This window comes from Inhella sp. (assembly GCF_041912635.1).
In the GTDB taxonomy this organism is placed as follows: Bacteria; Pseudomonadota; Gammaproteobacteria; order Burkholderiales; family Burkholderiaceae_C; genus Inhella.
This window is the reverse complement of record NZ_JAYRMO010000013.1, coordinates 63,526-78,657: the sequence shown is the minus strand read 5'-3', so window position 1 is coordinate 78,657 and position 15,132 is coordinate 63,526. Positions and strand designations below refer to the sequence as shown.

The following is a 15,132-nucleotide window of genomic DNA, read 5'->3' as shown; positions in this document are numbered from 1 at the left end:
ACGCATGCCCCGCATCGTTGTCTACACCGTGCTCACCGGCTCGAAGGAGCCGCTCGGCGATCCGCTCGAAGGCCTTTCGGGCGCGGCCCTGCAGTCCGATCTGGAATTCGACTGGGTCTGCTTCACCGACGACCCCGCGCTGCGCAGCCCGCGCTGGCAGATGCGCCTGCTGCAGGAACCGCTGCCGCCCGAACGCAGCTCGCGCCGCCCCAAGATGCTGCCGCACGAGTACCTGGGCGAGTGGGCGCACAGCCTGTACATCGACAACATCGTGCGCTTTTCGCGCCTGCCCACGCGGGCCGATCTGTTCGGCGCGCACGACCCGCAGGCCGCTGAGCCCCTGCTGCGCTGCTTCCGCCACTCGAACCGCGAAGACCTGCTGACCGAGGCCGAGGCCATCGTGCAGCTGGGCTACGAGCGCGTCGATCGTCTGGCTGAGCAGTTGGACTTCTACCGCGCCAAGGGCTGGCTGGAGCAGGTCAAGGGCCTCTCCACCTGCACCCTGATCTTGCGCGCCAACCACGGTCACGCGCAGCTGCGCCGCTTCGGGCAGATCTGGTGGGAGCAGTTTCTGCTCTACGGCAAGCGCGACCAGATGAGCTTTGACCTGGCGCGCGTGCTCACCCCGCAGCCGGTGGACTACTGGCCCGGCCTGAAGAACGACTGCCCCTGGCTGCACAACACACCCAACATCGCCCCCACGCGCGTGCTGGCCAATTTCGACGCCACCCGCTACCGCTGGCGCTACCGCCACGACGAAGCCGCCCAGCGTGACCCGCGCCGCCACTTTCAGGAGAAGGGCCGGCACGATGGCCGCCAGCACGCCCGCCGCCTGCAGATCCTGGAATGGCTGAGCTACCGCTACGGTGCCAGCCTGGGCAGCCAGGTGGCGCCGCGCCGCCAGCTGGCCCAGCCGCTGGACGATCTGTTGGAACCGCTGCGCAAGCAGGGCGGCCGCCTGCTGGTGCTGCCGGTGCGGGTGGAAGACCCCAAGCTGCCCGCCCGCTACCTGCCCGAGGAACTGGACGCCGCCGTGCGCGTGCTGGCCGGCTTCCTGGGCGCCTGGGAGGGCACGCGCTGCGACGTCACCGCCGCCGACCTGGCCAGCGGCCGCGCCAAGCTGCACCTGGATGCCGGCCGCTTCGACCTCGTGCTCGTGCTCGGCTGCCCCGGGCCGCTGGCCGGCGCGGCGCTGCGCTTCGTGCAGGAAGGGCTGAATCCCACCCAGGGCCTGCTGCTGATGGCCCTGGCCTCCAGCGCGGATGGCGCCGGCCTGCACGCGCTTGAAAGCCAGCTCGGCCAGGCCCTGCAGGCCCACACCCTGGTGGCCGCCCACCCCAGCCAGCACGACGAGCTGGATGCCCCGCTGCCCAACACCCTGCTGGCCCTGAACTGGCAGCACGACCCCAAGCTCCCGAAGGCGGCGCCTGCGCCGGCCCCCGCTCCATCCTCCGCTGCCCCCATGCCCGCCACCGAAAAGCTCTACATCGCCTACTGCACCAGCGGCATGGGCAACCGCCTGCGCCCGCTGGCTTCGGCCATCGCCTACTGCCAGGCCACCGGCCGCAAGCTCAAGGTGTATTGGGACGACATCACCCCCAATGGCTGCCTGACACCCTGGAGCGACCTCTTCACCACGCCGATCGAGCCGATCAGCCTGGCCGAGATCGCTGCGCTCGACCCGACCCGTACCGCGCTCTTCACCGAAAAAGGCCCCGGCCACGGCGTGGAGCGCGAGGCCAGCCGCCACGAGCGCCCGCAGCTGCTCGGCCTGGCCCAACGCGGCGCGCGCCTGGAGCATGCCCAGGCCCTGCGCCTGGACGAAGCGGCCGATGTCGTCATCGTCTACGACAACAACTACCTGCTGGGCCTGCCCAAGCAGGCCAGCATCGAGGCCCTGCGCCGCCTGCAGCCGCACCCCGCCGTGCGCGACAAGGTGCTCGGCACCGTGGCCGGCCTGGGCCTGACGCCCGCCACCCCGGCCGTACATGCCCGTGGTACCGACTTCAACATGAAGGAGGCGCTGGCCACCTACAGCGCGCTGATCGATGAGCGCATCCCGCAGGGCGAGTTCTTCCTTTCCACCGAAGACGCAGAACTGGAGGCCGGCCTGCGCCAACGCTACGGCGCACGCCTGAAGAGCCGGCCCGACCGCCTGCACCTGCAGCTGCAGGAGGGCAAGAGCAGCTGGAACGACCCCGACAGCTACACCATCACGCGCGAGCACGGCATCGACGCGCTGGTGGACATCTACCTGCTGGCGAGCGTGCAGCTGGTGGTCTTCCACCCGGGCTCTACTTTCTCGGAAATCGCCCGCCATCTGCACGGCGTGCTGCAGGGCCTGCCGGCGCCGCAGGACGCCTGGCCCGAAGGCACGCAGCCGCCCGCGCTGGCCGCTGCGGCCACGGCACCCGCCGCCCCGGCCGAGCCCCCAGCCCTGGCCGCCGCCAAGCAGCAGTTCGAGGCACGCGTGCGCGCCCTGATGCCGCGCGGTGGCGCCGCCTACCCGCTGGACACCGACAACGGCCCCGCCGGCCCGCTCACGCCCGAGCAGCTGCCGCCCGACTTCTTCTACTGGGAAAGCCTGGGCTACCGCATCCCGCTGATGGAACGCCTGTTCATGAACAGCTACAGCGGCCAGCCCGAACTGAAGTGGGACGGCGCGGTGTTCAACCAGCTCGCCGCCATCCCCTTCGCCAACTTCCCGCGCGAGATCTTCAAGCGCATCTGCCCCTACCCCGAGGCCTGGAGCCAGATGGCCACCATGCGCGGCTACATCGCCGGCCGCAAGGTGCTGGTGATCGGCTCCGAGACCTTCTGGATCGAGCTGCTCTGCGCGCTCGGTGGCGCCGCCGAGATCACCACGGTGGAGTACCGGCCCATCCACTGGACCGAGCCACCGCAGGCAAATCTGCGCACCCTGACCTGGGACCAGTTCATCGGCGACCTCGACGCCCACCGCGAGCGCTACGACCTGATCCTGAGCTACAGCAGCATCGAGCACAGCGGCCTGGGCCGCTACGGCGACCGCCTCACGCCCCTGGGCGATTTGTTCACCTTCCAGCTGATGGCCCAGTGCATGAAGCCAACCGGCTTGTGCACCGCGGCCGTGCCCACCGGGCAGGACCTGACGCACTTCAACGCCCACCGCATCTACGGCGTGCAGCGCATCCAGGCCATGGAGCAGATCAGCGGCCTGAAGTACGCCGGCATCGTCTACCCCGACCCCGCCTACCTGGCCGAAGACCCCGAACCCGCCCTGCGCGCCGGCTGGACCCTGCAGGCCCTGGCCACCCTGCCGCTGGGCAAGTACCGCCAGCCGATCCTGTGCTTTGCGCGGGGGGGGTTCAGTCAGCAGCGCTACGTCCAGGGCTGAGCCACCATGCCCATGCACCCTGCGCTGCAGGCGCAGCCCCTGGCGCCGGTGCTGGACCTGCTGTTTGCCCCCGACCCCGAGCCCGCGTTGCAGGCCCTGGTGAACGCCGGCCTGCTGCAGCCCGAGCAATTGCCCGCCTGGCGCGCCGCGCGTCGCCCGGTGGGCCGCGCGGCCGACAACGGCGATCTGGCCACCCAGACCAAGCTGCTGGTGGACGCCCAGGCCGGCCAGCGCGGCAAGCTGGCCCCCAGCGAACCCTTGGCCGTGCTGGGCCAGTTGCTGCCCCTGCTGCAGGCGGCCCAAAGCCAGGGCCTGGCGCTGGATGCCGCGGCCCGCGCCGGCCAGCGCGTGCTGGACTTGGGCGCCGGCCTTTTCTACCCGCTGAGCACCGCGGCCCTGCTGCACGCCAATGGCGTGGGCGAGGCCTGGGCCTATGAGCCCTTTGCCGTGCAGCCTGAGTTCGCCGAGGCGGCGCTGCTGGAGCTGCAGCGCGCCGTGGCCCGCGAGCCCGAGCGCTTTCGCTGCTTCCCCGACAGCCCGTCCGCCCCCGAGCTCAAGGCCCGGCTGGCGCGTCTGGACCTGCACCGCCTGGCCGAGCGCATCGAAGACCTGAACCAGGGCCGCTGCGAGCGGGTGGACTTAGGGGGCGTGGCCCTGTTCCAGCGCCCCGCGGCCCTACCCGGCCAGCAGCTGGACTGGGTGTTCAGCAACTCCGTGCTGGAGCACATCGACGACCTGGCCGGCGCCCTGGCCTGGCAGCGCCGCCTGCTCAAGCCCGGCGGCTGGGCCTTCCACACCGTCGACTTCGTCGACCACCGCCATTACTTCGACCGCAGCCTGCACCCGCTGCAATGCCTGTTCGACGGCGTGCTCGACGCCATCAACGGCCTGCGGCCCTCGCAGATGGAAGCCCTGTTCATGGGCGCGGGCTTTGCCTGCTACAAGCGGCAGAAGCTGCAGCTGCCCGCCGGCCTGCTGGACGCCGCGCCGCCCTTCGCGCCGCGCTTCGAAGCCCTGCGCGGCCGGCCCGAGCTCTACGAATGGGTCAACGGCTACCTTCTCCGATCACCAGGCTGACCATGCAGATCCTCACCGAATCCAATGTCCTGGGCATCGACGAACAGCACCCCGACGCCGCGCACTTCACCGTACTGCGCTACCAGGATGGGCTGAGCAGCCACATCCCCAAGGGCCTGTTCCGCAACAACCACGATGAAGACATCAGCCAGGCGCCCTGGGGCCGCTTCCAGATCGGCCGCGACTCCATCCTCGGCCCCGGCTCCATCGCCAAGTACGACGGCAACCAGCAAAGCCTGCTGATCGGCCGCCATGTGCGCGGCGGCCTGCGCCTGCGCTTCCTGCTCAACGGCCAGCACGAAACCCGCTCGGCCGCGATGTCGATGTTTGGCGGCGGCGGCGTGCGCGTGCCGCGCCCACCCCAGCATGGCGACACCGTGCTGCAGAACGACCTGTGGATCGGCGACGAGGCCATGCTGCTTGGTGGCGTCACGATCGCCAACGGCGGCGTCATCGGCGCCCGTAGCCTGGTGCCCGCCGGCCTGCAGACGGAGCCCTACGGCATCTACCAGGGCAACCCGGCGCGGCTGATGGGCTTTCGCTTTGGCGAGCGCCTGCGCGAGGCGCTGCTGGAACTGGCCTGGTGGGACCAGCCGTTTGAGTGGGTGCGCCAGCACGCGGAGTTTTTCGCGCTGGACCTGGCGGAGGACGAGGGGCGGTCCTTGGAGTGGGTGCAGGAACTGCTCAAGGCCAAGGCCGAGCCGGCCTGATCAGGCGAAGACCACGCAGGTCGCCGCCGAGAAATCCTTGCCATGCGTGATGGCCACCAGGCTGCGCAGCGCACGCGCCGCCGCCGGGGCGCCTTCGCCCAGCTGCAGCAGCGGCCGGCCAGCCGGGTCGTGTCGGATTTCCAACTCCAGCGGGTGCAGGTTCAGCAACAGGGGGTGGGCTTTCTTGGCCGCTTCCTTGGCGCAGAACAGGCCGCAGAGGTGGCGGCGCGGTTCGGGCTTGAGCAGGGCGCCGGCGATCTCGGCGGCGGTGAAGAGGCCGGCATAGACCGGGTGGGCGCGCAGGTCGTCGGTCTCGGGCAGGCTGTCCAGGCTTTGCACGTCCATGCCGAGGCCCAGGGGCAGGGCGCCGCCTGAAGGAACTGGCGCGGCGGGCTCTTCCGTCGGGGCGTCAGCGGCGGCGGTGGCGAGTGCAGCGCCCTCGGTGGCCAGCAGGGCGCGCAGCGCGGCCACGCTGAGATTGGGCTGCAGCACCGGCAAGCGCCGGCCCAACTGCGCTTCCAGCTGCGCGCGCAGGGCGCCCAGGCCGAAGGAGCGGCTCAGGCCCAGGCTGGCAAGCGTGGCTTCTTCGGAAATGCTGCTGCGGCGCGTCATGCGCGCCAGCAGGGCGATCAAGAAATCGTTGCTCATGCGGTGCCGCTGGTGCAGCGGTGGCAGGCGGCGCCCAGGCTGCCGTCCGGGCGCACATAGGCGTGCAGGAAGGCGTAGCGGCCGAAGTCGCGGTAGTAGGCCTCGCGCGGGATGCCGCAGAGGTCGCAGCCAGCCAGCCCGCGCAGCGCGGCGGCCAGGCTGGCACCGGTGTCAGCAGCGGGGGCTGCCACGGGTTCGGGCTCGGCATAGGCCAGCAGGCGTTCGCGCAGGGCCTGCAGGAACAGGCCCACTTCGCGGCCGTTGCTGCAGCGGTGGTCGAAGGCCAGGGTCAGGCTCATGGGCCAGCCGGGGGCCTGGCTGTCCCCGCCAATGCCGAGGATGGCGGACTGGCGGCCGTTGATCAGCGGGCGGAACTGCAGCACGTCCAGGCTGCTGAGGTCGGTGACGCTGAAGCTGCTGCCCTCCAACTCCTCGGGGCGCAGGCGCTGGTCCAGGTAGCGTTGGGCGGCCTCCTGCACCTGGGCATGGATCTGCGCCGGCAGTTGGCGCTCCAGCCCGGGCAGCTGCACCACCTTCAGGCCCTGGCCCAGGTCCAGCGCCAGGCCGATGCGCAGCTCGGGGTGGGGGTAGACGCGCTCGCCATCGCACCATGCGTTGAGCTGCGGCCATTGGCCCAACAGGCGGGCCAGCTCGTACAGGATCAGCGGCAGCGGCTGGCCGTCAAACAGGCCCTCGCGCTCCAGCCGGCGGCGGATGCCGCTGCTGGGGAACTGCACGGTCAGGTGGCTGACGATGCCACCTGCGGCGCCCAGTTGCAGCGCGGCGGCTTCGGCGCGCTTGGCCAGGCTGAGCGGCTGGCCGCCGCTGGGGGATGGGCCGGCCGCGGGCTTCGCGGCTACGAGGGGGGCCGGGCTGGCGAGCGCTTCGATGTCCCGCAGCGTCAGCAGGCCGCGGCCGGCCAGCTGGTCGCCGCTCAGGCCCAGCTCCTGCGCGCGGCGCTGGGCGGCGGGGGAGAGGCGGCTGCTGCCAAGTTCGGCGGTTGGCGCCGCTGCGGCAGCAGGCACTTGGAGGGACAGGGAAATGCCGCCCGCGGCGGGCGTGATGCTGGGGGCGGGCGGTGGTGAGAGCGCTGGCTCCGCTACCGACGCTGCGGGTTCGGCCGCCGGCACGCTCAGCACCGCATCGGCGCTGTCGGCAATCCAGGCCAGGGGCGCGCCCACGGCCACGATCTCGCCCACTGCCACCAGCGGGCTCAGATAGCCGCTGCGTTCGGCCTCCACGGCCACCACGGCCTTGGTGGTTTCCACGTCGGCCATTTCTTCGCCTGCTTCCACGTAGTCACCCGGCGCCACGCGCCAGGCCACCAGCTGCACCTGGTCGTCGTTAGTGTTGATGCGCGGGGTGCGCTGCAGGTACGGCGCGCTCATGCACACAACTCCCGCGCCGCGGCCAGCACGCCATCCACCGAGGGCAGCAGGGCCTTTTCCAGCGGCCCGCTGGCGGGGATGCAGGTGGGCGGTGCGTGCAGGCGGCCGCAGCGGCGGGGCAGGGCGCCGCCCTCGGCCAGCTGGCCGATCAGCTCCGCGCCGAAGCCGGCAAAGCCCTGGCCTTCTTCGACCACCAGCAGGGCCGGCGCCGCCGCCAGCGGCTCGTGCAGCTGGGCGGGCGTGAAGGGGTAGAGCTGCATCGGCACCAGCACCTGGGCGATCAGATCGTGTTCGTTGAACAGGCGCTCGCAGGCCTGCAGCAGCAGCGGCGTCATGCCGCCGTAGCCCAGCAGGGTCACGTCCACACGCGCCGCGCGCGGGCGCAGCCAGGCGCAGGGGAAGGCGCCGGCGCTGTGCAGCAGCTCCCAGCCTTCGGGCATTGGAGCGCCCAGCAGTTCGCCGTAGAGCAGCTTGTTCTCGACGACCAGGCAGGCGTCGTCCTGCTGCAGCAGGGCGGGGTAGAGCTGGTCCGGCCGCGTCAGCGAATTCAGTGCCAGCACGCGCAGGCCCGGCATGCCCAGAAAGTGCTTCTCGATGCTCTGGCTGTGCGTGGGCCCGTAGCCGCGCCCGCCGCCCATGGGGGTGCGCACCACCAGGGGGCAGCGCACCTGCTCGTCGTACATGGCGCGGAACTTGGCGGCGTGGTTCAGCAACTGGTCGAAGGCCAGGCCAAGGAAGTCGCCGAACATGATCTCCACCAGCGGCCGCCAGCCTTGCAGGGCCAGGCCGGAGCCCAGGCCGACGATGCCGGCCTCGGAGATCGGCGTGTTGCGCACCCGGCCGGGGTGGCGGGCGCTCAGGTCCTTGGTGGCCTTGAAGGCGCCGCCGTAGGGCGATTCGATGTCCTCGCCGATCAGCAGCACGCGTGGGTCGTCGTCCAGCAGCGCACCCAGGCTGTCGTTCAGCGCGGCCACCAGACGGCGCGGCGAGCCCAGCTCGGCAGCTTGCCAGGGCTGGGCCGTGGGCGCTGCGGGCAGGCGTGGCGCGGTGGCGTGCGGGGCCTGGGCGGCGGCGTCGGCCGCCTGCTGCACCTCGGCGCGCAGGCGCTCCACCAGCGAATCCGCGCGGCCGCTGGCCAGCAGCTGGTTCAGCGGGTCGCGTTCCTCGAAGGGGCTGACGAGTTCGCGCGCCCGCGTGTCGTCGCCCTTGCTGTGCGCCTTCAGGCGGAAGGTGCGCAGGTGCAGGAAGCGCGGCTTGCGGTCTTGCCGCATGGCCTGGATGAAGGCCTCCAGCTGCGCGTCCAGTTCCAGCGGGTGCCAGGTGTCGGCCTCGGCGGTTTCGATGCCGAAGGCCTGCGCGCGGGCCTGGATGCTGCCGGCCAGGGTTTCCTGCTGGGCGGTGCTCTGGGCGTAGCCGTTGTCCTCCAGCACCACCAGCAGGGGCAGCTCCCACTTGCTGACGAGGTTCAGCGCCTCGTACAGCGCGCCCTCGCCCAGGGTGCCGTCGCCAACGAAGACCACCGCCACCGCCTCGCCCCCGGCCAGCTTGTGCGCGCAGGCCTGGCCACCGGCCACGGGCACGATGCCGCCTTGGATGCCGTTGGAGTGAAAGCCCTCGCGGCACAGATGCTGGCTGCCGCCAATGCCGCCGCTCACCCCGATGCTGCGGCCCATCAGCTCGGCAATCAAGGCCTCCACATCGCGGTGCACGCCCAGAAAGTGGCCGTGGCAGCGGTGGTTGGAAAACACCGTGTCGCCCGCACGCAGATGCCGGCCCACCAGCGCGCCGCTGAGCTCTTGGCCGATGCAGGTGTGCACGGTGCCGAATAGCGCGCCCTGGCTGAACAGATCGAGCAGCTTCTCTTCGGTGAAGCGGGCCAGCAGCGCGCGTTCCAGCGCTTCCTGGGGCAGTTGCAGCAGGGCGTCGGTGGCGTTCATGGCGCGCAGTTCGGGGCGGGCGGACACGGCTTCAGGCGTTGTAGAAGCGGCGGATCTCCGCGCAGATGCGATCCACCTGCGCATCCTCCAGCTGGATCATCGAAGGCAGCCACAGCCCTTCGCGGCCGATGGCCTCGCTGACCGGGTAGCTGCCCGGCAGGTCGTAGGCCTTCTGCTGGTGGATCGGCGGGTACATGGTGCGCGTGCCGATGCCGGCCGCCTTCAGGTGCGCGGCCAACTCCTCCCGGCGCTCAAAGCGGCCGTCGATGAACCAGGGCGTGCACAGCTGCGTGTCGTGCGCGAACAGCTGCACGCCCGGCACGCCCTGCAGGCCATCCCAGTAGCGCTGCCAGATCGCCTTCTTGCGCGGCAGGCGCTCGGGCAGCTGGCGCATCTGGGCCAGGCCCACGCAGGCCTGCAGCTCGGTGAACTTGAAGTTGAAGCCGATGCTGTCGTGGATGTCCGTGCCGCCGCGCGCGCGGCCGAAGTCCTTCAGGCGCTTGAGTTTGTCGGCCAAGGCGTCGTCGTCGGTGATCAGGGCGCCGCCCTGGCCGGTGCTGATGATCTTGGGCGCGCTGAAGCTGAAGGAGCCGATCGCGCCGGCGCGGCCGATGTGGCGGCCGTCGGCGTACCAGCTGCCCAGGGATTGCGCGGCGTCCTCGATCAAGGCCACGCCGGTATCGCGCGCCAGGGCCTCGAAGGCTTCGATGCCACCTGCAGCAGAGGAGGGCGCACGGCCGTTGGCGCTCACCAGCATGATGGCTTTTGTGCGCGGCGTGATCGCCCGGCGCACCGCCTCGGGGTGCAGGATCAAGGTGTCCGGCTCCACGTCCACGAACACCGGCTGGGCGCCCAGCATGTGCACGCTGTTGGGTGTGGCGATCATGGTGTAGTTCGGGCAGATCACCTCGTCCCCCGGGCCCACGCCCACCGCCAACGCGGCCAGGCTCAGACTCACGGTGCCGTTGTTGACGACCACGCAATGCTTGGCGCCGGTGAACTCGGCGATCGCGCGCTCGAAGGCCGCCGTGCGCTCGAACTCGGTGAAGAAGCCGTCCTCGTCCAGGTAGCGCAGCAGCTCTTCTTTTTCGGGGGCGCCGAACAGCGGGCGCATCTGCGGGATGAAGGCTTGCTGGCTCATGCTTTGATCGCTTCAACATTCAAGGACACCAGGATGCCGGTGTCCTTCTGCATATGGGGGAAATAGGCCTGCGAGTGGTCGTCCACGCCCGCGTGCTCGGTGGCGCGCCAGTCCCAGCGGCGCGGCTGGGTGAAGCCATTGGCTTCCAGCAGCGCGCCGAGCGAACACTCGTCGTAGCAGGTCTTGTGATACAGGCACTCGGGGCCGCTGGCGGTCTGGATTTCCATGCGGCCGTACAGGGGCCCCAGCACGCGTTCGATCGCGCCTGTCTGGCGGTAGACCTGGATCAGCGCCTCGAAGTCCGGCACTGCCAGGCGCAGCACGCCGCCCGGCGCCAGCACGCGCCGCCACTCGGCCAACACGGCCACGGCCTGCTGGCGGTCGAAGTACTCGAAGGCGTGGCTGCAGTAAATCAGCTCGGCGCTGTTGTCTGCGATGAAGGGCAGTTGGTCGATGCGGTGCTGGTGGTCGATGTGCGGCAGGTCGCACAGGTCCACATGCACGAAGCCGGGGATCTGGCGGTGCCAGCAGCCGAGGTGCAACTTCACTTCAGGCGTCTCCGGTCCACATCGGGGCCCAGGTACGGCCCGTTCTTGATCTCCAGCACTTGCGTGCCGTCTTCCAGGATGTCGTAGCCATGGCCGCCGCGCAGCAGCACCAGCACATCGCCTTCGCCGGCTTCCAGCGTGGTCAGCAGCTGGTCGTCGGGCGTGTACACCCGGGCGCGCAGGCGGCCGCGGCGGATGTAGAGCACCTCCTGCGTCCAGGCCACGTCGCGGTGGGCCTCGTTGTGGCTGTGCGCCAGCAGCTCCTTGCCGGCCGGGTAGCCCCAGCTGCCCACCTGGATGTAGTCGCTGTCGGGGCTGAAGAACTTGAGCCCATCGCCCCAGGCCTCGCTGGCGGGGATGTGGCGGGCCAGCACCAGGCCCTCGTGGATCACTTCATGCATGGTGGTTCTTCAAGTACCAGTGGATGGTGTCGCGCACGCCCTGGCGGAACTCGCGCTGCGGGCGCCAGCCCAGCAGGGCCTCGCCGCGGCTGCCGTCCACGGTTTTGTAGGGGGCGCCGTCGGGCTTGCTCGGGTCGGTACGCAGCTGGCCGGGGTAGCCCAGCTCGTCGGCAATCAGCTGCGCCATGTCCAGGATGCTGATGCCAGACGCCACGCCGATGTTCACCGGGTCCACACAGGGCGGGGCATCCAGGCCGCGCACCAGGGCCTCGGCGCCGTCTTCCACATGCAGCCATTCGCGCACCGGCTTGCCGCTGCCCCACACCACCACCTCGGGCGCGCCCTGGCGCTTGGCCTCATGGATGCGGTGGATCAGCGCGCCCAGCGCATGGCTGCGCTCGGGCTCGAAGTGGTCCCCCGGGCCGTACATGTTGGAGAGGATCAGGTTCAGCACATCCAGCCCATGCTGCTGGTGGTAGGCATAGGCGCCCACCCAGCTGGCCTTGCGTGCAAAGCCGTAGACCAGCACGGAGTCGTGCAGCGGGCCGTCCCAGAACTCTTCTTCCTTGAACAAGGTGGCCGCGGCCGGGTAGGCGCAGTTGCTGATCGGGTTGACCATGCGCTGCACGCCATGTGCCTTGCAGGCTTCCAGCAGGCTGAGCGTCATGGCCAGGTTGTGGTGGAACAGCTCGGCCGCATGCTTGAGCCCGAACTGGATGCCGCCCACAAAGGCCGCGCAGTGGATGACCTGGCGCTGTGCCTGGCCGGCAAACACGCGCTCGAACAGGGCCTGGGTGGCGGCGGCATCGCGCAAATCCGTGCCCAGGCTCAGCGAGGCGCGCACAAAGGGCCGGCCTTGTTGCTCCAACAGGGCGCAGACCTGTTTGCCCAGGAAGCCGGTGGCACCCGTCACCAGAATCATGGTTGTGGCCCCTGGCGCATGGCACCGGCCGGCACCACGCCGTCACCGCCGTAGTCGTCGAACTTCAGGTCGTAGGCCACCATCAGGCGCACCAGCTCGGCGAACGAGGTGCGCGGCTGCCAGCCCAGCAGCTCGCGCGCCTTGGCCGGGTTGCCCCACAGCAGCTCCACCTCGGCGGGCCGGAAGTATTTCGGGTCCACCATCACGCGGGTCTGGCCCGTGCGGCGGCAGATGCCGCGCTCGTTCACGCCTTCGCCCTGCCAGTCCAGCTCGATGCCCGCGGCCTCGAAGGCCAGGGCGGCAAATTCGCGCACCGTGTGGGTCTCGCCCGAGGCAATCACCAGGTCGGTAGGCTGCTCCAGCTGCAGCATGCCCCACATGGCTTCCACGTAATCCTTGGCGTAACCCCAGTCGCGCTTGGCGTCCAGATTGCCCAGGGCCAGCACCTGCTGGCGCCCCTGGGCAATGCGGGCGGCCGCCTTGCTGATCTTCTTGGTCACGAAGGTCTCGCCGCGGCGCGGGCTCTCGTGGTTGAAGAGGATGCCGTTGCAGGCATAGAGCCCATAGGACTCCCGGTAGTTCACCGTGATCCAGTAGGCGTAGAGCTTGGCCGCGCCGTAAGGGCTCTTGGGGTAGAAGGGCGTGGATTCGCTTTGCGGCGCCGTACCCGGCAGGCCGCCGAACAGCTCCGAGGTGCTGGCCTGGTAGAAGCGCGGGCGCATCCCCAGGTCCTTCACCGCGTTCAGCAGCCGGATGGTGCCCAGCGCATCCACCTCGGCGGTGTACTCCGGCACCTCGAAGCTCACCGCCACATGGCTTTGTGCGCCCAGGTTGTAGATCTCGTCGGGCTCGATGCGGTTCAGCAGCGAATGCAGATTGCTCGAATCCGCCAGATCGCCGTGGTAGGTGTGCAGCCGCTCGTGGTGAATGATGTGGTCGATGCGGGTGGACGTGAACACCGAGCTGCGGCGCAGGATGGCGTGCACCTCGTAGCCCTTTTCCAGCAGGAACTCGGCCAGGTAGGAACCATCCTGCCCGGTGATGCCGGTGAGAAAGGCGCGCTTGGGGCGATTCGGAGTTTCTTCAGCACTCATCCCGGCATGATGCCGCCGCTCTGCGGGGCTCAGAGGGCGGAGAAGGGTGGGTTTTCCGGGGGCTTCGGTCGCTTGCGGCCAGCTTGAGTGAGGCTGTTGCGGGATCAGGAGGGCGGGGCACCCTGCTCCGTCCATGTCCCCCTCCGCTGCGCTGCCGGCGCAGCGGATTCCTCCTTCACTTCCCTGCGCAGGGTGCCCCGCCCTCCTGATCCGGGGAGACCGAGGACGCCGGTGGGGTGTGTGGAGTGGGGCGGGTGGCCTATCGCATGGGCTGGTTGAGCTCGTAGCTGGTGCTGCGCCCCCCGGCTGCAGTCTTGCGCAGCACGCCGCGCGCTAGCAGGTCGGTGATGTCGCGCAGCGCCGTGTCGGGCGAGCAGTGGGCGATTGCGGCCCAGCGGCTGCTGGTCAGCTTGCCCTCGAAGCCGTCAAGCAGGCGGTTCAGCAGCTTTTGCTGCCGCTCGTTCAGCGGCGCCGCGCCAGGCGCATGCCCCTGCTGCCGTTGCTGCCAAAAGCGCGTCTTGTCCAGCACCGCATCCAGCCCCAGGTGCGCCTGCTCCAGCGCGCGCTGCAGCGCGGCCAGGAACCAGAGCAGCCATTCGGTCACGTCCAGCGAGCCCTTCTGGGTGCGCTCCAGCATCTCGTAATAGCCCTTGCGCTCGCGCTGGATCTGGGCCGAGAGGCTGTAGAAGCGCTGCGGGCTGCCGTCGGCGCGGGCCAGGAAGAGGTCGCCCAGCGCCCGCGCGATGCGGCCATTGCCATCGTCGAAAGGGTGCAGGGTGACGAACCACAGATGCGCCAGCCCGGCCTTGAGCAGCGGCGGCTCGCCGCTGGCGCAGTTGGCCCAGGCCAGAAAGCGGGTGGTTTCCGGCTCCAGCCGTTCGGCCGGCGGGGCCTCGAAGTGCACGCGCTGGCGCATTGGCGTCGTCGCGCCAATCGCCGCAGATGATGCGACGAATAGGCGGCGGATTTGCCGCACGGAGGGGCCGGGCTAAAAAGTAAAGGCCTGACCCTGGCGCCCTCTGGCGCCCTGTGGGCAACGACTCGTCGGGCTGGGTGCGATGAGGGGCGAGGTGCGCCTGCAGTGCTCGCAATGCGGGTCTTGCAGGGCGCACAGCGCCGACGATCAGCACGTCAGCCGGATCTGGAACAAGCCCAAACCCTCGATCCGAGCGCTGCGGGTGACTTCACGCCGGTTCATGCCGAGAAAACCGGGTTACGCGAAGTGCCCTACTGGTAAGCCGGCTTCGCTTCCCACCCATTACTCGTCAGGAGTACGCCCATCTTTGCGCGGTTTCCAACTCCCACTTGATCGCGAATCTCGCGAAATGCTCTTAGAACTTCAGGCCTCTTCGCCCATTCAGAAAAATTCAAAAACTGATATTCATACTCAACCGAGGCCTCTTGATAATCACCGAGTTTCATGGGGCCAATCCATTTGATAACTTTAACGAGCTTCTTTGTTCCCCAGCAGAATGCAACCTCTTGGTCAGAAGGTTGATTGCCCCTGGCATCGGAGTTTCTCTTAATGAATTTGGCCTGTTGCTTCGCCGCATCCGCCACGGCGTACTTCTTGACCTTCTTCTTATATTTTCCGCCAAAAGTGCCTTTGAGCTCGAGCTCTGTCTCCTCCCCCTTTAGTAGCCCGACAGCCTCAAGCGCCTTCCACTTTTCCTCCTCCAGATAGGGCTGGTAGGGATGGGGATCGAGTGGCAAACTTACTCTTATGCACTGCAGCCCATACTTATCGAAATGACGTTGCAGCGCGGCTTCAAAATTTCGTTCGCTTGCGTCCATTTTGCTTCCACATCCGGCTAACGAAGCCAATGCAACAGCAAGGGTAACCGCAGAAATGATCTTCATAAGCCTGTCTAATGGTCTGATGTGATGGAC

General features: G+C 69.1%; 12 protein-coding genes and 1 pseudogene. 3 read left to right on the top strand and 10 right to left on the bottom strand.

Annotation, left to right across the window (positions count from 1 at the left end; translation table 11 throughout):
- Positions 1-4: 4 nt before the first annotated feature.
- The 3 genes from ACE3QP_RS09605 to ACE3QP_RS09595 are packed head-to-tail and all read left to right on the top strand — an operon-like array spanning position 5 to position 5,163.
- Entirely contained in the window at positions 5-3,376 is a 3,372-nt protein-coding gene (locus ACE3QP_RS09605) for a DUF268 domain-containing protein (protein ID WP_374435575.1), read from the top strand.
- A gap of 6 nt (positions 3,377-3,382) precedes the next feature.
- Positions 3,383-4,453 carry a methyltransferase domain-containing protein gene (locus tag ACE3QP_RS09600; RefSeq protein ID WP_374435574.1) on the top strand — a complete coding sequence of 357 codons (1,071 nt, stop codon included), beginning with the start codon at positions 3,383-3,385 and terminating at the stop codon, positions 4,451-4,453.
- A gap of 2 nt (positions 4,454-4,455) precedes the next feature.
- Positions 4,456-5,163: an acetyltransferase gene (locus tag ACE3QP_RS09595; protein WP_374435573.1), complete on the top strand. Its 708-nt coding sequence runs from the start codon at positions 4,456-4,458 to the stop codon at positions 5,161-5,163.
- Here the strand turns inward: ACE3QP_RS09595 and ACE3QP_RS09590 are convergent, their stop codons facing one another.
- The 10 genes and pseudogenes from ACE3QP_RS09590 to ACE3QP_RS09545 all read right to left on the bottom strand — a co-directional run bounded on the left by ACE3QP_RS09590 (position 5,164) and on the right by ACE3QP_RS09545 (position 15,102).
- On the bottom strand, positions 5,164-5,811 hold the full coding sequence (locus ACE3QP_RS09590; protein WP_374435572.1) for a 4'-phosphopantetheinyl transferase superfamily protein: 648 nt from the start codon (positions 5,809-5,811) through the stop codon (positions 5,164-5,166). It lies immediately after the preceding gene.
- A complete protein-coding gene (locus ACE3QP_RS09585; protein WP_374435571.1) occupies positions 5,808-7,199 on the bottom strand; it encodes a 2-oxo acid dehydrogenase subunit E2 in 1,392 nt (463 codons plus the stop codon). Before ACE3QP_RS09585 ends, ACE3QP_RS09590 begins: the two co-directional genes overlap by 4 nt.
- Positions 7,196-9,163, bottom strand: coding sequence for a dehydrogenase E1 component subunit alpha/beta (locus ACE3QP_RS09580; RefSeq protein WP_374435570.1), 1,968 nt, complete (start codon positions 9,161-9,163; stop codon positions 7,196-7,198). Before ACE3QP_RS09580 ends, ACE3QP_RS09585 begins: the two co-directional genes overlap by 4 nt.
- A gap of 4 nt (positions 9,164-9,167) precedes the next feature.
- Positions 9,168-10,277: a DegT/DnrJ/EryC1/StrS family aminotransferase gene (locus ACE3QP_RS09575; RefSeq protein ID WP_374435568.1), complete on the bottom strand. Its 1,110-nt coding sequence runs from the start codon at positions 10,275-10,277 to the stop codon at positions 9,168-9,170.
- A complete protein-coding gene (locus ACE3QP_RS09570) occupies positions 10,274-10,825 on the bottom strand; it encodes a methyltransferase domain-containing protein (RefSeq protein WP_374435566.1) in 552 nt (183 codons plus the stop codon). The genes ACE3QP_RS09575 and ACE3QP_RS09570 overlap by 4 nt, the downstream gene beginning before the upstream one ends.
- Positions 10,822-11,226, bottom strand: coding sequence for a hypothetical protein (locus ACE3QP_RS09565; RefSeq protein ID WP_347250014.1), 405 nt, complete (start codon positions 11,224-11,226; stop codon positions 10,822-10,824). The genes ACE3QP_RS09570 and ACE3QP_RS09565 overlap by 4 nt, the downstream gene beginning before the upstream one ends.
- A complete protein-coding gene (locus ACE3QP_RS09560) occupies positions 11,219-12,148 on the bottom strand; it encodes an NAD-dependent epimerase/dehydratase family protein (RefSeq protein WP_374435564.1) in 930 nt (309 codons plus the stop codon). Before ACE3QP_RS09560 ends, ACE3QP_RS09565 begins: the two co-directional genes overlap by 8 nt.
- Complete coding sequence (gene gmd, locus ACE3QP_RS09555) at positions 12,145-13,242, bottom strand: GDP-mannose 4,6-dehydratase (RefSeq protein WP_374435562.1); 1,098 nt, start codon at positions 13,240-13,242, stop codon at positions 12,145-12,147. The genes ACE3QP_RS09560 and gmd overlap by 4 nt, the downstream gene beginning before the upstream one ends.
- A gap of 259 nt (positions 13,243-13,501) precedes the next feature.
- Positions 13,502-14,155 (bottom strand): annotated as a pseudogene (locus tag ACE3QP_RS09550) (Fic family protein); the annotation flags it as partial.
- Positions 14,156-14,469: 314 nt separating this feature from the next.
- Positions 14,470-15,102 (bottom strand): hypothetical protein, encoded by a 633-nt coding sequence (locus ACE3QP_RS09545; protein WP_374435560.1) that lies wholly within the window; start codon positions 15,100-15,102, stop codon positions 14,470-14,472.
- Positions 15,103-15,132: the final 30 nt, after the last annotated feature.